The 23,841-nt window shown below is 38.2% G+C and carries 33 protein-coding genes; 4 read left to right on the top strand and 29 right to left on the bottom strand.

The window, feature by feature from the left end; translation table 11 throughout:
• Nucleotides 1-14 precede the first annotated feature (14 nt).
• Nucleotides 15-317, top strand: coding sequence for a hypothetical protein (locus tag LG296_RS07140; protein ID WP_404427783.1), 303 nt, complete (start codon nt 15-17; stop codon nt 315-317).
• 34 nt (nt 318-351) lie between these two features.
• On the opposite strand, the gene LG296_RS07135 is transcribed toward LG296_RS07140, so the two are convergent.
• The 13 genes from LG296_RS07135 to LG296_RS07075 all read right to left on the bottom strand — a co-directional run bounded on the left by LG296_RS07135 (nt 352) and on the right by LG296_RS07075 (nt 9,170).
• Nucleotides 352-903 carry a hypothetical protein gene (locus LG296_RS07135; RefSeq protein WP_404427782.1) on the bottom strand — a complete coding sequence of 184 codons (552 nt, stop codon included), beginning with the start codon at nt 901-903 and terminating at the stop codon, nt 352-354.
• Nucleotides 904-1,028: 125 nt separating this feature from the next.
• Complete coding sequence (locus tag LG296_RS07130) at nt 1,029-1,370, bottom strand: DUF4181 domain-containing protein (protein WP_251397580.1); 342 nt, start codon at nt 1,368-1,370, stop codon at nt 1,029-1,031.
• Between the two features lie 42 nt (nt 1,371-1,412).
• Nucleotides 1,413-1,607 (bottom strand): hypothetical protein, encoded by a 195-nt coding sequence (locus LG296_RS07125; protein WP_404427781.1) that lies wholly within the window; start codon nt 1,605-1,607, stop codon nt 1,413-1,415.
• A 61-nt stretch (nt 1,608-1,668) separates the two neighbouring features.
• Nucleotides 1,669-2,268: a hypothetical protein gene (locus tag LG296_RS07120; protein WP_404427780.1), complete on the bottom strand. Its 600-nt coding sequence runs from the start codon at nt 2,266-2,268 to the stop codon at nt 1,669-1,671.
• 16 nt (nt 2,269-2,284) lie between these two features.
• Nucleotides 2,285-2,419 carry a hypothetical protein gene (locus LG296_RS07115; RefSeq protein ID WP_404427779.1) on the bottom strand — a complete coding sequence of 45 codons (135 nt, stop codon included), beginning with the start codon at nt 2,417-2,419 and terminating at the stop codon, nt 2,285-2,287.
• Between the two features lie 45 nt (nt 2,420-2,464).
• Nucleotides 2,465-3,187 carry a hypothetical protein gene (locus LG296_RS07110; RefSeq protein WP_404427778.1) on the bottom strand — a complete coding sequence of 241 codons (723 nt, stop codon included), beginning with the start codon at nt 3,185-3,187 and terminating at the stop codon, nt 2,465-2,467.
• A gap of 45 nt (nt 3,188-3,232) precedes the next feature.
• Complete coding sequence (locus LG296_RS07105; protein WP_404427777.1) at nt 3,233-3,460, bottom strand: DUF3953 domain-containing protein; 228 nt, start codon at nt 3,458-3,460, stop codon at nt 3,233-3,235.
• Nucleotides 3,461-3,620: 160 nt separating this feature from the next.
• Nucleotides 3,621-4,802, bottom strand: coding sequence for an acetyl-CoA C-acetyltransferase (locus LG296_RS07100; RefSeq protein WP_404427776.1), 1,182 nt, complete (start codon nt 4,800-4,802; stop codon nt 3,621-3,623).
• A gap of 16 nt (nt 4,803-4,818) precedes the next feature.
• On the bottom strand, nt 4,819-5,565 hold the full coding sequence (locus tag LG296_RS07095) for a 3-hydroxybutyrate dehydrogenase (RefSeq protein WP_404427775.1): 747 nt from the start codon (nt 5,563-5,565) through the stop codon (nt 4,819-4,821).
• A 1-nt stretch (nt 5,566) separates the two neighbouring features.
• Nucleotides 5,567-6,514 carry a 3-hydroxyacyl-CoA dehydrogenase family protein gene (locus tag LG296_RS07090; protein ID WP_404427774.1) on the bottom strand — a complete coding sequence of 316 codons (948 nt, stop codon included), beginning with the start codon at nt 6,512-6,514 and terminating at the stop codon, nt 5,567-5,569.
• A 19-nt stretch (nt 6,515-6,533) separates the two neighbouring features.
• Nucleotides 6,534-7,844: a GntP family permease gene (locus LG296_RS07085; protein ID WP_404427773.1), complete on the bottom strand. Its 1,311-nt coding sequence runs from the start codon at nt 7,842-7,844 to the stop codon at nt 6,534-6,536.
• 20 nt (nt 7,845-7,864) lie between these two features.
• Nucleotides 7,865-8,497, bottom strand: a complete 633-nt coding sequence (locus tag LG296_RS07080) for a 3-oxoacid CoA-transferase subunit B (protein WP_404427772.1) — start codon at nt 8,495-8,497, stop codon at nt 7,865-7,867.
• Nucleotides 8,484-9,170 (bottom strand): CoA transferase subunit A, encoded by a 687-nt coding sequence (locus LG296_RS07075; protein ID WP_251397561.1) that lies wholly within the window; start codon nt 9,168-9,170, stop codon nt 8,484-8,486. The genes LG296_RS07080 and LG296_RS07075 overlap by 14 nt, the downstream gene beginning before the upstream one ends.
• A 96-nt stretch (nt 9,171-9,266) precedes the next feature.
• Between LG296_RS07075 and LG296_RS07070 the strand changes: the two genes are divergently transcribed.
• Nucleotides 9,267-9,866 carry a TetR/AcrR family transcriptional regulator gene (locus LG296_RS07070; RefSeq protein ID WP_404427771.1) on the top strand — a complete coding sequence of 200 codons (600 nt, stop codon included), beginning with the start codon at nt 9,267-9,269 and terminating at the stop codon, nt 9,864-9,866.
• Nucleotides 9,867-9,932: 66 nt separating this feature from the next.
• Here the strand turns inward: LG296_RS07070 and LG296_RS07065 are convergent, their stop codons facing one another.
• The 4 genes from LG296_RS07065 to LG296_RS07050 all read right to left on the bottom strand — a co-directional run bounded on the left by LG296_RS07065 (nt 9,933) and on the right by LG296_RS07050 (nt 13,521).
• Nucleotides 9,933-11,549 carry a thiamine pyrophosphate-binding protein gene (locus LG296_RS07065; RefSeq protein ID WP_404427770.1) on the bottom strand — a complete coding sequence of 539 codons (1,617 nt, stop codon included), beginning with the start codon at nt 11,547-11,549 and terminating at the stop codon, nt 9,933-9,935.
• 459 nt (nt 11,550-12,008) lie between these two features.
• Nucleotides 12,009-12,614: a hypothetical protein gene (locus LG296_RS07060; RefSeq protein ID WP_404427769.1), complete on the bottom strand. Its 606-nt coding sequence runs from the start codon at nt 12,612-12,614 to the stop codon at nt 12,009-12,011.
• 37 nt (nt 12,615-12,651) lie between these two features.
• Nucleotides 12,652-13,248, bottom strand: coding sequence for a hypothetical protein (locus LG296_RS07055; protein WP_404427768.1), 597 nt, complete (start codon nt 13,246-13,248; stop codon nt 12,652-12,654).
• Nucleotides 13,249-13,347: 99 nt separating this feature from the next.
• Complete coding sequence (locus LG296_RS07050; protein ID WP_404427767.1) at nt 13,348-13,521, bottom strand: hypothetical protein; 174 nt, start codon at nt 13,519-13,521, stop codon at nt 13,348-13,350.
• Between the two features lie 304 nt (nt 13,522-13,825).
• Between LG296_RS07050 and LG296_RS07045 the strand changes: the two genes are divergently transcribed.
• The gene (locus LG296_RS07045; RefSeq protein WP_404427766.1) at nt 13,826-14,230 is read left to right on the top strand and encodes an Rrf2 family transcriptional regulator; all 405 of its coding nucleotides are present in this window, start codon (nt 13,826-13,828) and stop codon (nt 14,228-14,230) included.
• A 79-nt stretch (nt 14,231-14,309) separates the two neighbouring features.
• Nucleotides 14,310-15,212 carry an NAD(P)/FAD-dependent oxidoreductase gene (locus LG296_RS07040; RefSeq protein ID WP_404427765.1) on the top strand — a complete coding sequence of 301 codons (903 nt, stop codon included), beginning with the start codon at nt 14,310-14,312 and terminating at the stop codon, nt 15,210-15,212.
• A 323-nt stretch (nt 15,213-15,535) separates the two neighbouring features.
• Here the strand turns inward: LG296_RS07040 and LG296_RS07035 are convergent, their stop codons facing one another.
• From LG296_RS07035 to miaB, 12 genes are all read right to left on the bottom strand, one after another.
• Nucleotides 15,536-16,315: a sulfite exporter TauE/SafE family protein gene (locus LG296_RS07035; RefSeq protein WP_404427764.1), complete on the bottom strand. Its 780-nt coding sequence runs from the start codon at nt 16,313-16,315 to the stop codon at nt 15,536-15,538.
• A 42-nt stretch (nt 16,316-16,357) separates the two neighbouring features.
• Nucleotides 16,358-16,585: a sulfurtransferase TusA family protein gene (locus LG296_RS07030; protein ID WP_251397542.1), complete on the bottom strand. Its 228-nt coding sequence runs from the start codon at nt 16,583-16,585 to the stop codon at nt 16,358-16,360.
• 91 nt (nt 16,586-16,676) lie between these two features.
• Nucleotides 16,677-17,789, bottom strand: coding sequence for an MBL fold metallo-hydrolase (locus LG296_RS07025; RefSeq protein WP_404427972.1), 1,113 nt, complete (start codon nt 17,787-17,789; stop codon nt 16,677-16,679).
• A 93-nt stretch (nt 17,790-17,882) separates the two neighbouring features.
• On the bottom strand, nt 17,883-18,278 hold the full coding sequence (locus LG296_RS07020; RefSeq protein WP_251397536.1) for a DsrE/DsrF/DrsH-like family protein: 396 nt from the start codon (nt 18,276-18,278) through the stop codon (nt 17,883-17,885).
• Between the two features lie 26 nt (nt 18,279-18,304).
• Nucleotides 18,305-18,868, bottom strand: coding sequence for a sulfurtransferase TusA family protein (locus tag LG296_RS07015; protein ID WP_251397532.1), 564 nt, complete (start codon nt 18,866-18,868; stop codon nt 18,305-18,307).
• A gap of 63 nt (nt 18,869-18,931) precedes the next feature.
• The gene (locus tag LG296_RS07010; RefSeq protein WP_251397529.1) at nt 18,932-19,228 is read right to left on the bottom strand and encodes a rhodanese-like domain-containing protein; all 297 of its coding nucleotides are present in this window, start codon (nt 19,226-19,228) and stop codon (nt 18,932-18,934) included.
• A 23-nt stretch (nt 19,229-19,251) separates the two neighbouring features.
• Nucleotides 19,252-19,599: a rhodanese-like domain-containing protein gene (locus LG296_RS07005; RefSeq protein WP_251397526.1), complete on the bottom strand. Its 348-nt coding sequence runs from the start codon at nt 19,597-19,599 to the stop codon at nt 19,252-19,254.
• A gap of 65 nt (nt 19,600-19,664) precedes the next feature.
• The gene (locus tag LG296_RS07000; RefSeq protein ID WP_251397523.1) at nt 19,665-19,970 is read right to left on the bottom strand and encodes a metal-sensitive transcriptional regulator; all 306 of its coding nucleotides are present in this window, start codon (nt 19,968-19,970) and stop codon (nt 19,665-19,667) included.
• 276 nt (nt 19,971-20,246) lie between these two features.
• The gene (locus LG296_RS06995; RefSeq protein ID WP_404427763.1) at nt 20,247-20,996 is read right to left on the bottom strand and encodes a hypothetical protein; all 750 of its coding nucleotides are present in this window, start codon (nt 20,994-20,996) and stop codon (nt 20,247-20,249) included.
• A 177-nt stretch (nt 20,997-21,173) separates the two neighbouring features.
• A complete protein-coding gene (locus LG296_RS06990) occupies nt 21,174-21,443 on the bottom strand; it encodes a hypothetical protein (RefSeq protein ID WP_107932983.1) in 270 nt (89 codons plus the stop codon).
• 157 nt (nt 21,444-21,600) lie between these two features.
• Nucleotides 21,601-22,038, bottom strand: coding sequence for a RicAFT regulatory complex protein RicA family protein (locus LG296_RS06985; protein WP_251397517.1), 438 nt, complete (start codon nt 22,036-22,038; stop codon nt 21,601-21,603).
• On the bottom strand, nt 22,038-23,585 hold the full coding sequence (miaB, locus tag LG296_RS06980; RefSeq protein WP_107932979.1) for a tRNA (N6-isopentenyl adenosine(37)-C2)-methylthiotransferase MiaB: 1,548 nt from the start codon (nt 23,583-23,585) through the stop codon (nt 22,038-22,040). The genes LG296_RS06985 and miaB overlap by 1 nt, the downstream gene beginning before the upstream one ends.
• Between the last annotated feature and the right edge of the window lie 256 nt (nt 23,586-23,841).

Raw genomic sequence — 23,841 nt, 5'->3', positions numbered from 1 at the left:
AAAAGGAGAATTCTATGAAAAAATTATTTGTTACTGCTGGGTTATTAGTTACCCTTGGAGGAAGTGTTTTCGGTTTCATAATCTATCAAAAAAACAATCTAGAAAATGCTGTAGTCGACTATTTAATATCTGAAGAGAAAATTGCTAAATCCAATATTATTACTAGTGAAGCCTTTATCGCAAATTTAAGTGGGGCAAGAAATTATATGGTAAGTGTAAAGTTGAAAAATGATGATAAAAGTTATTTTTACTACAGAGAAAATGGCAAAATTCATCTTGAATCCTATACAGAAAACGGAAGAGGGTTTGTTCAGTAAAGCGCTTAACCCACTTACAGGGAAAGCGCTAAAATCAGTATAGAGACTGCTGTGTATTTTCGTTAACTACGTCCGATGTTTCTAACACTTCGATACCTGTCCAAATATCTGTTAAGGTTTTCTTTCCGTTTGTAAGGAAGAATACAATCCCATCGATCCCTAAATAAAATATATAGAGAGCAATTGGTAAAAGTAAGTAATCAGAATCCATATTATTACCTCTATGATAAGCACAAATAAATATAAAAAGACCCGCGATACCGTTTCTTATAAACCACCATGTAAACAATCGAAGCTTACCGGAATTTCCAAGCATTAAACCGTTCAATTTGTATCCCCATGTTAAGGTGAATTTGAAGTTTACACCAAGTGACGTCACCACAAACGCTAAAAAACCTAATAGCAGCAAACCATTTATAATTGCTGATAAAATCGGATTCCATGTTTCTCCGTAGCTTGCAACGAAAGGCAAGAATAGTAAAGTTATAACTGCTATAACTAGAAACGCTAGAATTGAAAGAATGATACAGAAAGCTATTGAAAGTAGAAAGTCTATTACAAAGCCACGTATACGTCTTACTTTCACATGACCACCTCCTACTAATATTTTACAATAGGACTATGTAAATTAAAGGGTCTTTCTTCATAATACTTACGATTCAATTTAAAATTTCATTGCATAAAGAATAGGCAGTTTAATATAATTATCCACTAAAACATAAACATAAAAATATAAATTAGGCCAATCATTAACACCATTAGCGAAACCACATACTCCTTTGACTCCCTCAGAAACGTCCACTCCATGATTGCATGAAAACCTACTGCTAGTATAAGAAAAAATAACCAAAACCATCTCATGGTATTTGCTTCTAGAATGTCAAAAATAAAGAAAATACTACAGAGACCAATGATTGCAATTACGATTAATCCCCCTATTTGAATATATTTACCCTCAGTTTCAGAAACTTTTCTTCTATTATTTCCAAGAATTAATTTACTAAGAATGGCATTCGCAATACTGACAATCAATACTAAAAAACCAGCTGTCATCCCCATTTTAGCCCTCCCTCTATAATAATCCGGTTGATGAAGTTATTCTTCCTTCGTACTCCCAAACATCCTTATCCCAAGCGCTCCCACAGAAAGCGTAACTATTATGACTGTGACAAAAAACATAGTTTCTCCTGTTGTAAAAAGGGTTTGTCTTTTTAGGTAGAACCAAACTATTTCCACAATCAGTATAAATACCCAAAGTAAAAAGGCTGCTTTTGTTTTTTCTCTATCCATTTTTCCACCTCATTCTCAATTTCTTTCACTTGCACAAGTTCCTCTTCAAATGAAATTGATTTTACCTATCTTCCGAAATCACATTATTGTAATCTATCTCCAAAAAGTAGATTGCTTCGCTTAGGGCATCGTAAAAGAATGGGGTGAACTCCTTATCTCTAAAAACGAAGACTTCTATTTGCTCGTCGTTGCTTTGATAGGCCTCATAAATTCGGTGGTTTCCGTTGATGCAATAAGGTTTATCGTTCGTTAGATATTTGCTTTGAAGTACCATTATAGGGTTTTTATGATTTGGTTTTATGCGATTTGGATCCTTATTGATGTTGCCCTGGTCGACAACATCAATAATTTTTGAGGGAGAAAAACCAACCGGTTGAATTCCTTTTGCCTTAATAAGTGCAGTGGCACCGTCGATATCCAAAGCATATTCAAAAACTCCAGTTGGAAATTCAGCGTATAATGAAAATGTCTCCTGACCAATCGGATGAATTACAGGATAGGCTTCATAAATTCGAGTTTCCTTTAGGAGCTCAAGCCATTTCACCGCAGCCTCTGCCCCATAGCTGGATTTCTGCTCCATCTCTTGAATACGGGAAATAAAATGCTGATAGGGGTTGAAATTCTGATAGGTCTTTTCATAGATTTCAATTTTATTTTCCAACTTTAGCCCCCTCCTTTCAAAGCTTTCTTTTCAAATATTCTATTTCAGCTAATATTTTTTCATTTTGAGCTTTTAATTCCTCATTCTGCTTCCTTATCGCGTGTCCATCAAATAACAGAACGAACATAATTATCATAAAGATGATTGCCAAAGCAATCCCTCCTTCAGCACTTAATTCTTCACTATCTTCAATTTACTATGAGTTCCCTAAGATTAAATCACGGGTTATTCGAAGCATGTGCTCTTGCATTTCTTTAGTATTCCTATCCTTATCGATTAAATAACCTATGTGATACACGTACCCATTGTAATAAGTGTAAAATTCATTCGCAGCTGTTCCAACAGTATCAATGCTATTTTTATTTTTATCATAATTATAATATCTGTATAACATTGCACTATCAGTAGTAATTATTTGCTGGTAAATAGGAATATCTTCAGTTAAAAGATCTTTTCTTAACTCGTTTCCAACTAAATCTACTTCATCAAAAATACGATTATTTTCTATTGGATTTTCCCTAGCTTCAGTTATAGAAATAATGAAAAATTCCTCTACTGACTCGTATTCCGATTTGTTTAGATAACTGAATTGTATTTGATTTATATCATTTCCATTACTATCTTCGGAAGTAACCAAGTATGCCATTTCTTCATCCACCTCAAAGGGTAGATTCTCAGTACTTATTATTTCAACATTTTTAAAGGTATTGATTGAGTCCATTTCACTAATCGGAACTGGTTTATAATATGTAACGTTTTCTCTTTCATCTAGCTTATCTAGTTCCTTAAAAAACTCACTATAAGTCAAGCCAGATCCCTTTATTTCTTCAAGATCAGTTATATTGTTAGAGCAACCCCATAATAATGAACAAATTACAAAACATAGAGTTATTAAGTTTAAGATTTTTTCCTTCGCCATTCCTACCTCCACTAAATCAGGTCGCTTAGAACCTTTACGGTACTGTTAACTAAAAAATATATAAACACAAACAAAAATACAAAACCCCGCCGATAGGAACGACAAATACGCATTCAGTTTACGCTTTTCTTGAAGTTCAATAATGCCTGAGACTAAAGTCATTAGCCCAGCAGCTAATAGAAGAATCGGGATTGTTCCAAATTCATCAGTCCATAAACTATATCCTGCTATAGCAAACACGATAATACATAAAATTATTTTTAAAAGTTTCATAACGATTCCTTTTCCATCCTTTTTGTATATTCACCCCCAATTTTAACATAAATATCCAACTCAAAGGACTTCAATTACAAATCGTCTAATAACTCCTTCAAATAAAAAAAGACGCATTTCCTAAGAAACACGCCATTTAATGAAAGCTTTTTAAATCCTACTATACATTTGGATTCTCTAGTAATATAGAAATTCCTTGACCGCCACCGATGCATAGGCTTGCTATGCCGTATTTGACACCTTGTTTTTGCATTTCTAATGCGAGGGAGTATGTGATGCGGGCACCACTTGCACCTACTGGATGGCCAAGTGCTACTGCACCTCCGTTGACATTTACTTTTTCTTGATCGATGCCTAGCTCTTTTACGACTGCTAAGGACTGGGCGGCGAAGGCTTCATTGAGCTCGAATAGGCCAATGTCTTCTAAGGATAAATCCGCTTTTCGCAATACGTTACGAATGGCTGGCGCTGGACCGATTCCCATAATTGTTGGGTCGACTCCTGCTGTTGCAGAAGTGACGATTTTAGCTAATGGGTTTAGCTGGTTCTTCTTTAAGAATTCTTCTGATACAACGACAACCGCTGCTGCGCCATCATTAATCCCACTGGCATTTCCTGCTGATACAGTTCCATCCTTTTTAAATGCCGGCTTTAATTTGGCTAAGCCGTCCATCGTAATTTCTCCACGGATATGTTCGTCAGCTGTTACTTCAACTATGCCTTTTCTTGTTTTCACCGATACAGGTGCAATTTCTTCGGCAAAACGACCGGAGCGGCTTGCTTCTGCTGCACGTTTATGTGAATTATAGGAAAACTCGTCTTGTTCTTCACGGGAAATTCCATATTTAACTGCCAGGTTTTCAGCAGTCATTCCCATACCGCAGCCTGCAACTTCATCGTACAAAGTCGCCCATAGCATATCCTCAACAAGCGGTGCTTTATTCGGTGAACCAAAGCGTGTACCGCGTAAAACTTGTGGTGCCTGGCTCATGTTTTCTGTACCACCAGCAACTAATGCATGAGCATTCCCAAGCTCAATTTCCTGTGCCGCTGAAACAATCGCCTGTAAGCCTGATCCACAGAGGCGGTTGACCGTAAGTGCCGTACTTTCTTCCCTTAATCCACTTTTCAAGCCAATATGACGTGCCAGGTACGCCGATGAGCTTGTTGTATGGATAATATTTCCGAATATAATTTCATCGATTTGTGCTGCTTCCACCCCTGAACGCAGCAATGCTTCTTTTACAGCAACAACGCCAAGCTCAATATCTGTTGTGTCAGTAAATGCCCCTCCAAATTTCCCAAATGCTGTTCTACTACCGTTTACAATATATGCTGTCATCTGTTTCATCCTCCCTTTACATTCCACCTGATACACTTAACGTTTCGCCTGTTATTCCCTTAGCGTGCTTCGAGGAAATGAAGTATACGCCATCTGCAATTTCTTCTGCAGTGATAAAACGCTGCATCGCTTGCTTTGGATAAACAATTTCATTTAACGCTTCCCCTTCTGTCATACCTCTACTTTCTTCAAGATCCTTTAGCTGCTTCACTAGTAAAGGGGTTTTTACCGGACCTGGCAGAACAGCATTTACTGTAATCCCATGCATCGCCCCTTCAAGTGCAGCAACGCGAGTTAATCCAATCACACCATGCTTTGCTGCTACATATGCGACCTTCTCTGGTGTTGCCAGTTCCCCATGGACAGAGGAAATATTGACAATACGTCCATGCTGCTGCTTTTTCATATAAGGAAACACATATTTCGTCATTAAGAAGGGGCCCTTTAGCATGACATTTTGAAGTAAGTCCCACTTCTCTTCTGGAAAATCCTCTATCTTAGCACGATATTGGATACCGGCATTATTTACGAGAACATGAAGCTCATTTTCCTTGCAAATATAATCTATTACACTTTTAACAGAATCTGAGTTGGAAACATCCAGCTCAAGTGCCTCTACCTTGCCTGGATAAATTTGCGCTACTGTTTGGGCATTTTCTAAGTTTAAATCTGCAGCGAATACATAATCCCCTTCTTCAACAAACTTCTTAACCATCGCAGATCCGAGTCCGCCTCCAGCACCTGTTACTAAAATATTACGCATCCTAGTTTCCCCCTTGTACTTTATCGAATGTTTTTAGTTGTTGGATTAATGAACGATCTCGCTCGATTACGTAGTCATCCAAGCCTTTTCCTGGATATTCAAAGAAGCCCTTTGAAGCTTTGACACCTAGATGACCTTGTTCTGTTTTCTCCTTAATGACGCCAAACGAGCATACATTGGATTCGATTTCAGGCTGCAATTGATCCATTACGATTTCCCATACATCCAATCCTCCAAAATCCATAATCTTCAGCAGGCCACTTGTCGCAAATCGAAATCCAGGTCCTGCAAATATTGCACTCTCTAAATCTTGTTCAGACACAACGCCCTCTTCCAATAACGATAATGCTTCACGAGCCAAGGCAGTTTGGATGCGATTGGCTACAAGGCCGGGCATTTCTTTTCGAACTTCAATCGTAACCTTGCCCACTTTTTCCATAATGGCATTCACTTCATCATAGGTTTCCTGTTTTGTTTCAGGTCCCTTTAAAAGCTCCACAAGCGGGACGATATGTGCCGGGTTAAAAAAATGAGTCAGCATCACTTTATCCTTATGCTTTTCCACATCGCGAATGATGTCTGAAAGCTTCAAGCTTGATGTATTGGACGTCAGGATTGCATGCTCAGCACAAATTTCATCTAGCTGTCTAAAAATCTCCTGTTTTAGTTCAAGGTTTTCCGTTGCAGATTCAATGACTAAGTCACAATCAGCTACCTCCTGAATGGATGTTGAAAGTGTTAGTCTATCGAAAATCACCTCATCTGAATCCTTAAACGATTTCTCTTCTTCACGAAAAATGGTTAGGTATGTTTTTATCTTTTCCCTTGCTAAATTCAAGGATTCTTCTTTGATATCCTGCAAGACTACAGGAATTCCATTGGTGATAAATTGAAAAGCAATTCCAAAACCCATTGTTCCTGCTCCAATTACTCCAACTTTTTGTATCATCCTTCTACCTCCTTCAATTCTAGTAGAATAAAACTGCTGCTATTAGCATTGGGATACTTGCAATCAATGGTGCAACTACACAAGTGGCAAAGACATGCTTGTAAGCGTCTTTATGAGTCAGCTTTGATGCAACTAATATTGTGATTACTGCTCCATTATGCGGCAGTGAATCCAAGCCTCCCGAGGCAATGGCAGCTACCCTGTGCATGGCATCCGGGTTTAGTCCGAGCTTCAGGTAGGTTGATGACAACGCTTCCATCGCTATTCCAAGACCTCCACTTGAGGAGCCAGTAATTCCGGCAAGTGCTGTTGTTGCAAGGAACAGTGAAATGAGTGGACTGCCTGGAATATCCGTCATAACCTCACTGAAAATACCAAAGCCTGCTGTAATAGCAATAACAGAGCCATACCCAACGTCAGCACTTGTGTTGATGATCGGTAGGACGGCAGAGACCGCGCCATCATTAATCGAATTCTTTTTGATTGCGATGTGTTTCCAAAACAATATAACCGTTAGTACAACAACCGCCATTAGCGTGTAAACAATGTCAACCTTAAAAATATTTAATAAGACCAGTAAGGCGATTGGGGGAATAAAGCTCACCCATACATTTGGCAATGCACGACCTTCAAAGTGATCCTTGATGCCTCCATCGCTATCTTTATCAGGATTTGTCATGGCTGCATAGGTTTCATTGCGTTGTTCTGAGCGTTTTAGAGCAAACTTCATGTACCATAGGTTTATGGCAAGAACAAATACCGTTGCAATAATCCCAAGTAATGGCGCTGCTGTCACAGTTGTGTCAAGATACTTTGTGGGAATAATGTTCTGTACAGAAGGTGTCCCCGGCAGCATTGTCATGGTGAAGGTTCCGATTCCGGTAAAGAAGGGTGCCATAAATAGATGCCAAGGAATATCTAATTCCTTGAATAATGGCTTTGCGATAGGTAATACGGCGAAAATTACAACGAATAAACTTATACCGCCATACGTTAAGAACGCACAAATAATCATAATTGCTACTAGCACTTTATATTTACTATTTTTTCCTATGAGTTTCAGTAAAAGGTTGGCGATTTGGCGAGCTGCACCACTATCATCCATCAGCTTTCCAAACATCGCTGCAAATAAAAAGATAAGGAAGTATTTCTGAACATAACCGATAAATCCTGTCATATATGCACCCTGGAATGTATCCAAAATCGGCAATCCGTTTGTTACCATTACGAACAAACTGACAACAGGAGCAATGATGATAATACTAAATCCTCTTAAAGCTAAAGTGATTAATAGAATTAACGAAATACCTATCGAGATTAAACTCCACATCCCCTTCCACCCCCACTATTCTATTTTTGTTTTAACGGCAACCCAATTCGCTCTTTTAACTCTTCAAATGATAAATTACCATAGATATCGTCTATGAAAATATCACCATTTTGGAAGGTAAAGCTCGCATATTCTGTTACAAATTGCTCAACCCGACGTTCACCACTCGAGTCCAGTGTTAATGATTCTACTAATTTAGGAGATCCATCCTTTGTAAAGAGAGTACTAGCTACAATTACTTTCTTTGCTCCGGCTACTAAATCCATTGCCCCACCAACACCTAAAATTGGTTGATTTGGAACAGACCAGTTTGCAATCTCACCATACCGGTCAACCTCGAGCGTCCCCAAAACTGCTACATCAATATGATTTCCCCTGATCATACCAAATGAGAAAGCGCTGTCAAAAAAGGAAGCTCCCGGCATAATAGTTACAGTCGCCTTCCCCGCATCTATTAAATCGATATCTACTTCATCCTCATTTGGTGGCGGTCCCATCCCTAGTAGACCGTTTTCTGTTTGAAGATATACTTTTTTATCACCAATATATTTAGAAACAAGTGTTGGAATGCCGATTCCTAGATTTACGACATCCCCATCTTTTAGCTCCTGTGCTATACGCTTTGCGATGATTTCTCGACTATCTAATTTCAACGTAAGCACCCCCTTGTTTTGTGTATTTACTTTCCACTACATAATCGACATAGATATGTGGTGTTACGATTTCTTCAGGATTCAATTCACCTATTTCAACAATTTCATCTACCTCTACAATGACTGTCTCTGCAGCGGTAGCCATTAATGGGTTAAAGTTTCTAGCAGTTGTATGGTAGACTAGATTTCCTGCTTTATCGGCCTTCGATGCTTTGATGAGAGCAATATCGCCTTTGATGGCCTTTTCAAATAAATAGCGAACCCCATCAATTTCGCGAATTTCCTTGCCCTCAGCCAGTCTTGTTCCTACAGCAGTCGGTGTATAAAATCCACCGATTCCGGCACCTCCACAGCGGATGGCCTCTGCCAAAGTCCCTTGCGGCATTAAACTAATATCCAATTCTCCCTTCGACCAAGCGATAACAGCTTCTTTGTTAATGGTGAAAAAAGAGCCAATTGCTTTAGTGATTTTCCCCGCTTCAAAAACCTTATGCAGCCCCTTCCCATCATCCCCCAAATTATTACTCACAATTTCATAGTTTCCTGCTTCAAATTTTGCTACAGCATCCAATAATGTTAATGGTGTACCTGAAATTCCGAATCCTCCGACGAGCAAACGCATATTATCCTTAAATAGTGGCGCTAATTCCTCTACATTCCTTAGTTTCTCCATTTCCATCCCCTTTTGACTAGACTGTAGTCTAATGTTATAATTATATTAACTGAAAAATATAAAAATTCCAACAAAAAAATTATTTAAGGAGAAAAAATGGTTAATTTAGAGAATAAAACGGCAAAAGGGATTCAAACTCAGCTTCACATCATGGAGGTGGCAATCGGGTTATTTAAAAAATATGGTTATGATAACGTGTCGGTGGATCGAATTGTAAAGGAAAGCAAAACGTCCAAGGGCTCCTTTTATCAACACTTTCCTTCCAAATCTAGTATTTTCATGAATCGTTTTATGGAATTGGATGAACGGTATATAAAGATTTACGAGGAGCTAAAGCCACAATATCCTACTGCACTAGAAAGATTGGAAGCCTTTTGTCATGCGGTGCTTCACTGCATCGAGGAAGATATGGGCAAAGAGCTGATGCGTGTCATCTATTCCGCAGCGATTATTAGTAATGAGCATACTTTTTTTACAAATGAGGACCGCAAGCTCTATATAATTCTTCGACAGATTATTGATGATGGAATAAAGGATGACTCTATCAAAAATATTGAATCTACCCATATTTTTTATAAAATACTTGTACAAAGCATACTGGGTGTCATTTATTTCTGGGGACTACAATTAGATAATAATAGACTGGAGGATTTAGGGAAGCCACTTATTAAACAGCTCATCTTGAGCATTCGATGAGAATGTAGATTGCTCATAAAAAAGTGGTGACCGACTATTATAAGCTAGTTCGATCACCACCGTTTTTTATTCAGTTTCTGGGAAGAATACCTGGGCCGTGCTGATATCTACTAGAGTAGGCGCATTCGTATTGAGTGCTTGTTCTAGCAGCGATTCAAGCTCTGTGTCTGACTCTGCACGGAAGCCTTGCCATCCACAGGCTTCTGCTAATTTTATAAAATCAGGGTTGGTTAAATCTACCCCAACCTCTTTCTTGTTTTCAGCCTGGATTTTGTCTCTTTCCATTTGCAGAGACTCATTATTTAAGACAACGACTGTAATGTTGAGCTTATAGCGGGTAGCTGTCAATAAATCAGCTAGTACCATTTGAAGTCCACCGTCGCCCACGATTGCTACTACTTGTTTTTCAGGCTTCGCAAGCTTAGCTACCATTGCAGCTGGAAGGCCAAAGCCCATTGTACGCCAATAGCCTGAGAATAATACAGATTGCTCCTTTTGTCGGAAGATACGATTCGTCCAGACAGTATTATCACCTGTATCAAGGGCTAGTATTGCATCCGCTGCAACTGTTCGATCAAGGGCACGGATAATTCGCGCTGGATGAACTGGGAAACCTTTTGTATTGCCTTCCTTCTCGTTTTGTGCCGCCCATTTGTCTTTTACTTCTAGGCAACGAGCGACCCAATCCTCTGAACGAGAGAATCCCTGAAGGCTCTCTGTCAAGAATGGCAGGACTTCTTCTGTTTTGCCCGAGATTCCAAGCTCTGTTGGAATATCTTTTACAAATTTATCGAATTGGCGGTCAATCTGGATGATTCGTGCATCCGTTGGGACATACCCTTCTGGCCACCAAGTCGTACCGGCAAGAAGCACCACATCCGCCTGTTTAAACAATTCAGAGGCATGAGGATTACCACCTTCCCCAATCCCTTGTAAAATATATTTGGAGGACTCATCGAACAATCCCTTTCCTCCCAAGCTAACAAGAATGCCGGCTCCCCACAAATCTGCAAGCTTCTCTAGCTCCTCTGTAACAGAAGTCGCTCCAGAACCTGCAAGAATCATTGGTCGCTTCGCTGTTTTCATGATTTCCGTTGCCTTTTTTAAGCTTTCCTTCGTGAAGATGGCAGGACCCTCAATCACTTCCGGTAATGCTCGCGGCTTTCCTGTAGCAGGCTTCATGAAAATGTCCTTTGGAACAGATATATGCGATACAACCCGCTGTCCGAGCGATGTTCGCGCCGCTTTCTGAAGTACAGCAATCGTCGCATCGGGGCTTGCTAGATTAGCAGAATAAGTAGCAAAAGGACTCATCAGCTCCTGCTGGTCAACATACTGCTGATATTCCGTGCCGATTTTATCAGTCGGGGCCTGTCCCGTAATTGCAAGCACTGGCGCTCTGTCTGCATATGCATCACCAAGACCATTTAATAAATTAGCTGCACCTGGCCCCATCGTCGCGGTACAAACGCCCAGCCCACCTGTTAGTTTCGCTTCCGCGGAAGCCATAAAAGCAGCTGTCGACTCATGCTTCACCGCAATGTATTGAATTTCATCCTGCTTAGCCAGTGCATCAATAAGGCCAATAGTTGCATCACCCACAACACCATAAATCCGTTTCACACCAAACAAAGTCAGTTGTTCCAGCATCAATTCAGCAACTGTTTGTTCTGTTTTTCCCATTTGCTATGAACCTCCTCGATAGATCCTTTACCCCACAAGGCATAAAGCATCCTTTAATTTGCGTTCATCATATTTTTTCCCCAAATAGCGCCGATTAATCCTCATTTTCCCAAAGGAATAGAAGGAGGTTTTTTTGTTGTGGGGGTGAGGTTGGTTGGAATGAATTTTATGGGGGGAATCTGGAGAATTTTTGGAGAGAGAGGCATTTCGAAGTGGGGATAAGGGGAAGTTTTTCGGTTATTGTTGATAGAGAGCGTCTTTGAAGCTGAAATAAGAGGAGATTTTTCCGTTATCCGGTTAAATTAAGGCTAAATTTGATAATTTTAACCAAATAACAGGAAATTCTTCCTTTATTTCTACTAAATCAACCATATTTTCCAGTTTAACCGAAAATTTTTCCGTTATTTCATTTTTATAAATAGCATCCCCAAGTACTCTTCCCTTATCTCCACCACGTGCTTACTGATGAACTATTTGCAATTTAATTAATGCTATGATTTTATCGTCATTCCCGGTTTCAATATACACTTGCTTAGTATTTTCAATTATATCATTGTAGAAGTCTTCCCCGGCCGGATAGTTACCATCCCACCGTAATGGCACATTGTATACATTAATCGTGCCATCCCCATTTCCACTATAAGTGACTGACCCATCTACTAAACGGGAACCGGCTAGCTGGATCACATCTTCTGGATAGTTGGCACTTGTTTCATCATCAGGATTGATTGGTTCGCCAGCAGAAATCTTTCGAACATTCAATTCATCTATCTCTTGGTTTGGTCCAAGCTGCAACCAAACTCGTGCGTATTCAATTTGTTCACTAGAATACTGGGATAGTAAATTTTTGCTATCGTCATTATCGACATTCACGTCACTATTTTCAGAAGCAATTGGATTTGTAATAGCTGTGGAAATTTCACTCGACAAAGAACTATCCGAGGATTCTTTATTCACTTCCGGCTGATCCTGATCCGTAGTCTTTTCTGATGAATTTCCACAGGCAGCTGAGATGACTAACAATCCGACTAATAAGGATGTAACGAAAATTTTATTTTTCTTCAACTTTAAAACTCCAATCTCTACGAACAAATTAAAATAGTTATTTTACTAATTTGACTTCACCTGTATTTTTAAACGAGTTCAACCGTTTCAATGTATGTTCAGCTAGTAGGAATCCGATAGTACCGCCAATAATGTTAATGAACAAGCTTATTATAGTCATTAAATAGTTCATACCACCTAGAATCATGCCCATTTTGCCAAATAGAAGGTGAATTATTTCAATTCCAATACAAATGAGAGCAACGAGTGTGACTGCTTTTAAATTACTTTTTAAATCGAAAAGAACGGATAGGTATATTCCCAAAGGTAATAAAATTACGAGATTATAAAAGATAGCCGAATAACTAAAAGTAGAGATGTTGAAATGCATTGTATCGAATAGGCCAAACCAAGCGCCTTCATAAATGAATGTGCTTTGGCTATCAGCAGGGTCAATAAGTGGAAGTGTAATACCACCAAACTTGATTTGAATTAAACTTAACAAATAAAATAGAAAACTATATAGAAGGATTCTATTTAAATTACTGCTTTTCGATTTTCTAAAATAGTCGAGAAATATATCTATAAATATGTAACTAAGTAAAAGTATGAACCCATAAGGGACAATATTGTAGATTATATATGTAGCTGACACAAAATTACCTCCTGAATGCCTGTCATTTATTTCCTTATTATACCAAAGAACTAAAAAAAACGCTCTCCTACATTGAGAAAAGCGGTCAATAATTAATTACTATGCAAGGAAATTTTTAAAAAGGTCCACGGTTAAAACCAATGTTAAAAGGCAACCAAAGGAAGTTAAGATAATCGTTTTTCGATTGTTTTGCTTTTCTTTGGGTTTATTGAATTCGTTAATTTGTATAAACCACACTGCCATCGTGATAAGGGCTAAAATTCCCATTGTCAAAACGCTCACCTCCGGAATACTATTCTTGCTTTTTATTTTATCATAAAAGATGATTCTGCTTTGTTTTAGCTTGCTATCCTTCTTGCCGATAGTTATTGTATTCTTATATTTCTACTAAAAAATGACACTTTTCCCCTCACACTATCAATAAAGAACACTCATTTCAATTTTAACATAATTTTCCATAAATTTATAATGGATTCTTCATTTAATTAGATTGTCGATAGTTGTTGAAACCAAGTACTTGCCTTTAAAAACCTAAGTTGATATCATAGACACATTAAGTCTACAATTGGGTGATATTATGAAGTTAACGAAAGCAACGAACTATGCGCTTCACACGATGATGTTTTTGGCTGTTAATCCACCTAATGAGCATATAGGTGTGGCAAAGTTGGCTGAGCATCAGGATGTTTCAACGACCTATTTATCTAAAATACTTACAAAGCTAGTAAAGTCGGGGATGGTTGAATCTGTCTCAGGGGCAAATGGTGGCTATAAGTTAAAAGCTGGCTGGGAAAAGCTTTCAATACTGGATGTTATAAATGCGATTGAAGGGTTGACGCCTATTTTTGAATATTGTCACAGTCATAATCCAGATTGTTTAATTCAGAAGGCGATTGAATCGGCTGAGGCAAAGCTTTTAAATGAATTGAATCAAACACTCATCGTTGACCTTGCTAACAAAATGAATGAGACGTCTATCTAAATTTTGATGTCTTTTATTCACCTTAATTGTAGATATTATGACTCTATAATATACATTAAAGATACGGAGGAGATTTAGGATGGAAAAATTCGATTGTGTTGTAGTTGGTGCAGGACCTGCCGGATTAAGTGCGGCGTTAACTTTAGGGAGAGCCCGTAGAAAGGTTGCCGTAATTGATAATGGAACAAATCGAAACCGTGTAACGCAAGAGTCACATGGTTTCTTAACAAGAGATAATATTAAACCGCAAGAATTTAAAGATATAGCAATAAAAGATTTAGAGCCCTACCCTTCTGTGTCAATTTCAAATGAGACTGTGCTAGAAATAACTAAGGATATTGAGACGAATTTATTCTTAGTTACATCAAACAACAAAACCTATCTAACAGAAAAAATATTGTTAGCAACCGGTGTACAGGAGGAATTTTCCTTAGAACAAATTAGACAATATTACGGTAAAAGCTTATACAGCTGTCCATATTGTGATGGCTGGGAGCTGAGAGACCAGCCAATAGCTATCATTGCAGAAAATGAAGATCACCTACTTCATATGACTAAATTGGTTTTTAACTGGTCGAAGGATTTAATCGTTTTCTCTAATGGTCATCAAATATCTGATAATACGCAAGATACAATTGAAGGTAAAAAGATTAAAGTCTATACGGAAATGATTAAAAGCTTACATGGAGAGAATGGGAACTTGGAAAGCATTGAATTAGAATCAGGTGATCATATTCCAAGAAGTGGCGGATTCGTAGTTCCAAGCTTTTATCGCCCAAATAAATTCGCAGAACAATTAAATTGTGGAGCAGATGAAAACGGTGGTATTATCACAGACGGTTTTGGACGTACAACAGTAAATGGCGTCTACATTGCAGGCGAGACAGAAAAGGGTGGCCCCTCTTCTTTGATGATTGCTGCAGCTGACGGCTTTAAGGCAGCTACCGGTATAAATATGGATTTAACGTTGGAAAGATTTTAAAATTTAAATGTCCGGGACAAACTAGAAATTTCTTTGAATGGGATAAATATTAATATTTTAGGCTTGCAGGGGGAGACTCAGAATTTGGGAGAGACTATAGGCTTGAGTCGTGTCCCAGGAAATCGTGTAATACGGGAATGAATGAAGCAAAAAAACATCAATTTCTTAGAAACGAAATGATGTTTTTTTAATTTACCCCATCTTGTTTAAAGAACTAAAGACTACTTCTCTGAATCCAGAAAACACATGCTAGATATTGGTCCTACCTAATCGAATGGGCAATCTCCTTCGATTTTAGAAGATTATTTTAAATAATCTTCTTTCTATTTTAAAATATCAATCCATATTTTCACTGCGGTTGTAAGAATTAATACAGCTAAAATATTTTGTAATACCTTTGCGTTCATTTTTGTACTTATTTTTGCCCCCATAGGAGCTGAGATTATTCCGGCTGCAATAATTATCACTGCTGGTAAGAATTCTACTTGTCCAGTTGTCACTTTCCCAATTGAACCCGCAACAGACGAAATAAGCGTGATTGCTAAACTTGATGCAATTGCCATACGTGTTGGGATATGAAGAATTAATAGCATAATCGGAATTAATAAAAACCCCCCACCTGCTCCTACTATTCCTGAACTGATCCCGACAACGAATGCCAAAATTGCTGCCAGTGGTTTGTTGAAAATCACTTCCTCTAGAGGAATATCATCAACTTCTTTTTTAGGGATAAACATCATGATTGCCGCTATTATTGCTAGAATTCCATAAACGATATTTATTTGGTTTTCGGATAAAATATGGGAACCAAAACTACCGATAAATGTACCAATTAATATAGAGATACCCATTAAAGTTATTAATGATTTATTTAGATAGTTACCTTTCCAAAACCCAATGACGCCAGCTATAGAGACAAATAATACATCTAATGCACTGATTCCTGTAACCTCATGTGCTGTTAATTCATGTAAACCAAATAGTAGGGGAACCATAAGGAGCAAAGGGTATTTCACGATCGCCCCACCAATTCCCAACATTCCGGACAGAAAGGAGCCGATAAATCCTATACCAAAAAGCACCAGTATATAATATAGATCCATGTCCTTTCCCCCTTTCAATGAGTTGGCGAAACTCGTTTTCTACTATGCTTTTTTAATAAAGAATGTAATTAAATCAGCAGTTTCTGCTTGTTCAATAATTGTGTGTCCTGCTGCATTTGCCCAAGCAGGCATATCTGCTAATGCACCTTTATCTGTTACATGAACTTCTAAAATATCACCTGAATTTAAAGTATCCATCTCTTTTTTTGTACGTACGATTGGCATAGGACAAGTCATTCCTTTTACATCTAAAACTTTTGTTGGCTCCATCTGAGTAATCATCCTTTCATTCGTTTTTTATAAGAATCTACTAGTACCGTTCCTTTTAGGTAGTGTTATTGGCTTATCCCTTACAATTCAATTATCGAACAGCACATCGGTTTGGACCAATTTCCATCTCAGTTTGTTCCTCATAACTTGGAGTAATTTTACCCATGTTCACTTGTCGAATTTGTTCGTATGCATTAGGTTGTGGAGGCAAGTTATCTGTCACAGTATGATGGAATACTTCTTCGCTTTCGATATTTAAACCGTGATTATGTGCAAATAAGTCTCCTAGCCGTTTTGCAACTGTACCGTCTTCATTTAACTCATCAATTATCATAAAATGAGCCGGTAGCACCACTAAGTCCTCTGCTAATTCACGGTAACGACGATATAATGTTTCACGAAGATCACCTACCCAATCATCCGCAACACCCGCTAAGTCCGGGCGTCCAATTGAATCAATAAATAAAATATCACCTGTTAATAAATACTTGCTGTCCACAATGAATGAGGTTGAGCCAATTGTGTGACCCGGTGAGTAAAGTGCTCCTACTTCTATTTGAGAGGCGCCAATCTTCACTGCTAAGCCATCTTCTAGAGTTGTGTAATCAAATACCACTTCGTCTGCATCTTTTGGTGGTAAATAATATGTCGCATCGGTTACTTCTGCGATATGGCGCCCACCTGAAATGTGATCGGCATGTAGATGGGTATCAAATACATGGACAATTTCAACATTTTTCTCTTTTGCAAAATTAGTGAATACATCAGTGAAACGAACAGCATCAATAATAGCCGCTTCCCCTTCCGAAAGCACCATATAGGAAAGACAACCTTTCCCCAGACGAACAAATTGATATAGTTCCCCGCCTCCTGTTAAGTCAGCCACTTTAATTGGTTCAAGATAAGAACTCCAGGATTTCATGCCACCCTCAAGGTAAAATACCTCTCTACCTGCTTCTGAAAGCATTTCAGCTACCATAAGAGACGAACCTTCTTTTGCACATACCACCAATACATCCTTGTCCATTGGAAGTGTCGGTAAAATTTCATCTACCCCATCCAATAAATCAAAATAAGGAATATTTAAATAATCAAAGCTATGTCCTTCGATTTTCCAGTCTTCATATGCATCTTTGTTACGTACATCTAAAATAAATAACTCTTTATCATCAATAACTTTACGTGCTACTTCTGCAGCTGCCATTTTAAGAACTGTCACAACCGATTACCCCCACAGGTATAATTTTTATTTTTTTTAAAGTGGAAGGACTTTCCCTTCCACTAGATTTCTAATAATTTAAAATGTTAAGCTTGGTGCTGCATCTTTAGCAAATTCCAGGAATGTTACAGCTCCGCCAACTTCAATGCCATCAATAAAATCCACTTTTCTTAAGCCCATCACATCCATTGTCATTTGGCAACCAATGAATTTAACACCCAATTCTTGCGCTATTTCAACTAATTCTGGGATACTTGGTACATTTGCTTTCGCAAAACCTTCTGCATAGTTTTCACGACCTTCTGGCATAGGCAACTGTTGCATTCCTTGTTTATGAATTAAATTCAATCCTTCAAATGTAAAGAAGATAGCAACCTCTTTTTCAGTTGCCGCCGCTGCCGTTGCGATATTAAATACTTTATATGCGTCGAAAAGACCACCGTTACTTGCGATAATTGCTACTTTGTTAGACATAATAAAATTCCTCCAGTTAATAATTTTTATATTTTTTTTGATAAATTGCCGTTCCAAGAATTCATTCCTGGTAGCACGTTTACTACTTTTGCAAAGCCTTTATCAGCTAATTTTTGCGCTGCTAAACCACTGCGTACTCCTGTACGACAAATCACCAAGATTTCCTTATCTTTATCAAGCTCAATTAAACGTTTTTCTAACTCACCCATTGGGATCGATTTAGAACCTTCAATATGACCAAACGCATATTCAGCTTCTTCTCTAACATCTAGAATAATACTGCCATTTGATACACGCTCTAGTATCTCTTCATTTGAAATCATTTGCTCATATGTCTTCCCTTCTACTTCATCGTTACTGCTTTTACGAAGATAGTGAAATAACACATCTTTTTCATCTACTGTTCCTATATACTGATGGCCAACACTTTCAGCCCATGCTTTTAAATCAGCCAAAGAGCCTTTATCTGTTGCCTGCACTTCTAATACTTGACCCTCCGATAGATTGTTCATTGCTTTTTTTGTTTTCACTATTGGCATTGGACATGCAAAGCCTTTTGCGTCTAAGTGTACATCCGCTTTAATAGCCATATTTCACAACCCCCAAATACCCCTATAGGTATATTTTTATTTAAAAAATTTTGAAGCCAAAGTTTATTCAACCTTACCTTCCCAAGAAAGCATTCCACCAGTCATATTTTTTACATCAAAGCCTTGAGCCTCTAAATATTGTGTTGCTTGGCCACTGCGACCACCTGAACGGCAAACCATAATATAAGGTTTACTTATTTCGAGTTCCTGGATACGGAATTCAAGTAACCCTAATGGAATATGAATAATACCAGGAATATGAGCTTCTTGTATCTCAGCCACTTCACGTACGTCGATTAAATTTAGCTTTTCCCCATTTTCTAAACGTTGTTGAACTTCAATTGTGCTAATTTCTTTCATTTATTTTATGCTCCTATCTTTTTTCAACTTCTCCAAGCACTCATGCCCCCACGAACATTCGTAACTTTTTCATAGCCTAACTTTTTTAGCTGATTACATGCCTGTGCACTTCGCATCCCACTTTGACAAATCACCACTATTTCTTTGTCTTTAGGTAACTTCGAAAAATCGGATCCTAACGGTATATTTTTAAATTGAGGGATACTTCTACCTTTATATTCACCGGGCGTTCGAACATCTATAAATACTTTATCACGATCATTCAATATACCCATGAGAGTATTGGTTGAAATGGTTTTTGTCCCTTTTGATGGTTTCATACGCCAAAGGATAAATAAAATTGCCGCTATTATAATAAACCAAACTTCCATATAGCACCTCCAATTATACCTGTATGGGTATTTTTTTATTTAAAAGTAAAAGTCGATTAATATAATTAACGACTTTTTACAAATAGACTTACAGCTTCTTGTACCGATTCATTTAATGCTGCCTCATCTCCGTTAGCATTTTGGATACATTCAATTAAGTTTTGACTTACAATTAAACCAATTGAACGATCCACTCCTGAACGAACCGCTGAAAGTTGTGTGATGACATCCTTACAATCTTTTCCTTCGTCCATCATTTTTAAAATGCCCCGAAGCTGACCCTCCATACGTTTCACTCGATTTCTAACTTTATCATCATATGAATTCAAGTAAATCGCCTCCTTCAGTAATTGATTAGCTGATACACACATATTATACCCCCATAGGTATAATGTCAACAAATTTAATTTAAAGTTACCACCGAATAAAGAAACCATTTTTTCAGTGCCATATATCCTCTATTCTTTTCGGCTTAGCATTAATACATACTCCTACCCAATAACGGTGAAAAAATACTAAGTGTTTTACAATATTAAGAAATAGAAAAAAGCACTTTCCTATATTCCTGGAAAGCGCTTGACTGATGACTATAGAGAACGCAAAAGAGCTCTATAGTCTCTCTAATTTAAAGTCTATAAGACGGTAACTTATTCAAACGTTACAAGCCAATCCAGTGTTTTGTCACCGAAATCGGTTAGTGTATAAACGATGTTCTGCTTTTGCCATTTGGCTAGACTGCCGCTTTCTTCAGCATCAACATGCAAATGACCATACTCCTTTGGAATTGGCATTGTATTCGTTTCCAAAAATTCTACCGTTTCTTTTGCTGTTGCCAAGCTTTCTTCTGACTTTTCTGTTGTTGAACGAGCGGTGATTGCCCAGCGACCTTCATTCCAGCTTGTAAATAAGGAACCCGCGCCTCCATCCTGATAACCCATTATGCCATGCCCTAAATCAACCGGATCTCCATCAGCGAATACAGTTTGATCAATCTCTTCACCTGCAGCCTCTGCTGTTTCATATTTAGTAATTACTAATTTCCCGATAAATTGACCAGATTTTTTTACATTCGGATCATTTATAGGTAGCTCTTGATCTGTTTCATAAAATTCGTAGGTTACTTCATTCTCCTCTGAAGATGTGATAGCAGTTAAATGCTTCCCTTCTGTGACAGGAAAATCCGTTGGTAATGTCACTTCCCATTCGCTAGGAATAGTACTTTGAAGGCTTTTTGGATCTGCTTCACTTGAATCAGCTTCAACAGATTCTTCATTTTCTTTCCCTTGTTCTCCCTGATCCTCTGCTGCTTCAACTTCTTCTACGATCTGTTCGTCAGTTTGCGGCTGCACTTCTGTTTCATCAGTTCCACAAGCAGTCAATACCACAGCGATGACCATCAGACTTATTAGTTTTTCCAGAAAAATTCCTCCTTTTTTTTGATTATATATTTTTTTGCTATTTTCAGATTATTTGTAGTAACAAATTGCCCGGTTTTCTAGTTCCTAAACCTTGTTTTTGCTAGAAATTCAAAACTTCTGGTAGCACACCTCACGCGGTAAGGGCTGGAACCTTAATTAACCTATCGTCTTCTTAATTATAGAGATGAGATGATCCCTTTTGATAAAATTATGTCGATATTGGAAGAAAGCATCATTAAATTGATTGATTTCTAGCCAATGCTCCTCTTGACCTCCAAAGGATTTCACGATGAGTTTTTCTGTACGGATAATTACTTCCTCTAAGAATTGATTGCCCTTTACACTGCTTACCATTTGAAGTGTCTCATTCATCGTTTGCTCTTTTTTGATTAATAAATCATAAAGGCCAAATAATTCATCTATCATATACTCACTTCTCTCTCTTTTTGGCTTCTTGTTTTATTTTTCCCTCTCCCAACAATTAAAAAACTCATAATTTGGAGGTAGATACAAAACAAAATAGAGAACCCCTACAAACCATAGAGGATGTAGGGGTTCTCGAGCATTTCATCTAATTTAAATCTTATGAACAGCTTCCTGGTTCACTGTTGCGTACTTTTGAGCCAGTTTCACCTTTAAGAATGTCGCCACCAGTTGATTCAACGATTTCATTTGTTACGCTATTAGCGATTGCGTTTGATACTAATTGTAGCAAATTGTTTACGTCCATTTGTGATTGCTTGAACTGTTGCACGATTGGTGTTTCATCGATTTCTTCTTCGATTTTAGCGATTTTACCTTCAACTAATTTTACAGCTTTTTCTTTACCTAAGTGCTGGAAATTTACCACTTGTTTTTGTAAAGTTTTAAGGCTCGCAATTTTTTCACGGATGTGTTGGTTTTCGTTAATTTGCTCTTCAGCTTTTTTGAAAAACTCCACTTCCTCCGTGTTAGCAATCATATGTGCGATTTCTTTTGCTTTTTCTACGATTTCGTCTTTTGTGTAAACTTTAGTTGTCATTATACTTCCACCTCATGTCGATGTACGACCTCTACAAACTCACCACGTAGGGAGTAAGATTTCGCCTCGAGTATTTTTACTTTTACAATGTGGCCCACTAATTCTTTAGGACCGTCAAAGTTAACTAATCTATTTTTGCGTGTGTAACCAGCAAGTACGTCATCACGTTTTTTACTGCTACCTTCTACCAACACTTCAACTACTTGCCCTTCAAGTGGTTTCAATCCGGCAGCCGAGAACTCTTCTACCACCGCATTTAATCGGTGTAGACGCTCCTTTTTCACTTCCTGAGGAACATTATCAATCATTTTCGCAGCTGGTGTACCTTCACGTGGAGAATAAATATAAGTGAAGGCCATTTCAAATCCAACCTCTCGATACAAATCAAGTGTTTCCTGGAATTGCTCCTCTGTTTCATTCGGATATCCCACAATGATGTCAGTTGTTAATGTTACATCAGGAATAGCTACCTTGATTTTACGAACTAATTCTAGGAAGTGCTCACGTGTATACTTACGAGCCATGATTTTCAGAATATCATTCGAGCCTGATTGCACAGGTAAGTGAATGTGCTCCACAAGATTGCCGCCTTTAGCTAGCACCTCGATTAAATGATCGTCGAAGTCGCGCGGGTGACTCGTTGTGAAACGGATACGCGGAATATCAATCTTGCGCAGCTCGTCCATTAAATCCCCTAGTCGGTATTCAATATCCTCAAAGTCTTTCCCGTAAGCATTAACGTTTTGACCTAACAGCATAATTTCCTGATAGCCCTGAGCTGCCAACTCACGCACCTCTTGAATAATCTCATCTGGACGTCGACTGCGCTCTTTCCCTCGTGTGTAAGGAACGATACAGTATGTACAGAATTTGTCGCAGCCGTACATGATGTTCACCCAAGCCTTAATGGCACCATTACGTTGCTTTGGAAGGTTCTCAATTACGTCCCCTTCCTTCGACCAAACCTCGATCACCATTTCCTTGGACATGTAAGCTTCTTTTAAAATGTTCGGTAATCGGTGAATATTATGTGTACCGAAAACCATGTCTACATGTTGATATGTTGTTAAAATTTTATTTACAACCGACTCTTCCTGTGACATACAGCCACAAACGCCGATTAACAATTCAGGATTTTGACGCTTATATTTTAATAGGTAGCCAAGCTCACCAAATACTTTATTTTCAGCATTTTCACGAATTGCACATGTGTTTAATAGAACAACATCTGCCTCTTCTATTCTGTCAGTAGGTTCATACCCAAGCTGCATGAAAATCCCAGCCATTACCTCTGAGTCATGCTCGTTCATCTGACATCCGTATGTACGAATGAAAAACTTACGCCCATTGCCCATACGCAAAAACTCTTCATCGATATCGAAATCCTTGTGGTACTTTACTTCCTCTTTCCCACGCTTTTTCGCATCTTTCAAAGAAGGAGCTGTAATCACTCGTTCGAAATATTGGCTATAATCTTTTTCAGGCTTAGCACTCTTAGGCTTTGGTTGATTCACTTGCTGACTCGCTAATCGTTGTTCCTCATTCATTGAATCTTAGAAACTCCTTTCAAGATTGGTTTCATACATTCGAACTCCATTTAAATATTATAACTAATTATAGGTAGAAAGAACAATAACGTGTATTAAAATTATAATTTATTTTTGAATTGGAAGGAATATGGGATGAACATCTGCTTGGAGTGCGAGTTGACGGTGGTTTGGAGTGTTATGAGGTACAGTTTTGGCTTAGGGAAAGTTAACGAATTTGTCACAATGAGGGGGGGGGGTTGGAATAACTGGAATA

The sequence above is a fragment of the Ureibacillus chungkukjangi genome (assembly GCF_044795995.1).
In the GTDB taxonomy this organism is placed as follows: domain Bacteria; phylum Bacillota; class Bacilli; order Bacillales_A; family Planococcaceae; genus Ureibacillus; species Ureibacillus chungkukjangi.
The sequence above is the reverse complement of the archived record's forward strand: the minus strand, read 5'-3'. Positions and strand labels throughout refer to the sequence as shown.

Coding starts and splice junctions, on each gene's coding strand:
- LG296_RS07140 (WP_404427783.1), top strand. CDS start 15: ATGAAAAAATTATTTGTTACTGCTGGGTTATTAGTTACCCTTGGAGGA.
- LG296_RS07130 (WP_251397580.1), bottom strand. CDS start 1,370: ATGACAGCTGGTTTTTTAGTATTGATTGTCAGTATTGCGAATGCCATT.
- LG296_RS07125 (WP_404427781.1), bottom strand. CDS start 1,607: ATGGATAGAGAAAAAACAAAAGCAGCCTTTTTACTTTGGGTATTTATA.
- LG296_RS07110 (WP_404427778.1), bottom strand. CDS start 3,187: ATGGCGAAGGAAAAAATCTTAAACTTAATAACTCTATGTTTTGTAATT.
- LG296_RS07105 (WP_404427777.1), bottom strand. CDS start 3,460: ATGAAACTTTTAAAAATAATTTTATGTATTATCGTGTTTGCTATAGCA.
- LG296_RS07100 (WP_404427776.1), bottom strand. CDS start 4,802: ATGACAGCATATATTGTAAACGGTAGTAGAACAGCATTTGGGAAATTT.
- LG296_RS07095 (WP_404427775.1), bottom strand. CDS start 5,565: ATGCGTAATATTTTAGTAACAGGTGCTGGAGGCGGACTCGGATCTGCG.
- LG296_RS07090 (WP_404427774.1), bottom strand. CDS start 6,514: ATGATACAAAAAGTTGGAGTAATTGGAGCAGGAACAATGGGTTTTGGA.
- LG296_RS07085 (WP_404427773.1), bottom strand. CDS start 7,844: ATGTGGAGTTTAATCTCGATAGGTATTTCGTTAATTCTATTAATCACT.
- LG296_RS07075 (WP_251397561.1), bottom strand. CDS start 9,170: ATGGAGAAACTAAGGAATGTAGAGGAATTAGCGCCACTATTTAAGGAT.
- LG296_RS07070 (WP_404427771.1), top strand. CDS start 9,267: ATGGTTAATTTAGAGAATAAAACGGCAAAAGGGATTCAAACTCAGCTT.
- LG296_RS07065 (WP_404427770.1), bottom strand. CDS start 11,549: ATGGGAAAAACAGAACAAACAGTTGCTGAATTGATGCTGGAACAACTG.
- LG296_RS07045 (WP_404427766.1), top strand. CDS start 13,826: ATGAAGTTAACGAAAGCAACGAACTATGCGCTTCACACGATGATGTTT.
- LG296_RS07040 (WP_404427765.1), top strand. CDS start 14,310: ATGGAAAAATTCGATTGTGTTGTAGTTGGTGCAGGACCTGCCGGATTA.
- LG296_RS07035 (WP_404427764.1), bottom strand. CDS start 16,315: ATGGATCTATATTATATACTGGTGCTTTTTGGTATAGGATTTATCGGC.
- LG296_RS07030 (WP_251397542.1), bottom strand. CDS start 16,585: ATGGAGCCAACAAAAGTTTTAGATGTAAAAGGAATGACTTGTCCTATG.
- LG296_RS07025 (WP_404427972.1), bottom strand. CDS start 17,789: ATGGCAGCTGCAGAAGTAGCACGTAAAGTTATTGATGATAAAGAGTTA.
- LG296_RS07020 (WP_251397536.1), bottom strand. CDS start 18,278: ATGTCTAACAAAGTAGCAATTATCGCAAGTAACGGTGGTCTTTTCGAC.
- LG296_RS07015 (WP_251397532.1), bottom strand. CDS start 18,868: ATGGCTATTAAAGCGGATGTACACTTAGACGCAAAAGGCTTTGCATGT.
- LG296_RS07010 (WP_251397529.1), bottom strand. CDS start 19,228: ATGAAAGAAATTAGCACAATTGAAGTTCAACAACGTTTAGAAAATGGG.
- LG296_RS07005 (WP_251397526.1), bottom strand. CDS start 19,599: ATGGAAGTTTGGTTTATTATAATAGCGGCAATTTTATTTATCCTTTGG.
- LG296_RS07000 (WP_251397523.1), bottom strand. CDS start 19,970: ATGTGTGTATCAGCTAATCAATTACTGAAGGAGGCGATTTACTTGAAT.
- LG296_RS06995 (WP_404427763.1), bottom strand. CDS start 20,996: ATGGTCATCGCTGTGGTATTGACTGCTTGTGGAACTGATGAAACAGAA.
- LG296_RS06990 (WP_107932983.1), bottom strand. CDS start 21,443: ATGATAGATGAATTATTTGGCCTTTATGATTTATTAATCAAAAAAGAG.
- LG296_RS06985 (WP_251397517.1), bottom strand. CDS start 22,038: ATGACAACTAAAGTTTACACAAAAGACGAAATCGTAGAAAAAGCAAAA.
- miaB (WP_107932979.1), bottom strand. CDS start 23,585: ATGAATGAGGAACAACGATTAGCGAGTCAGCAAGTGAATCAACCAAAG.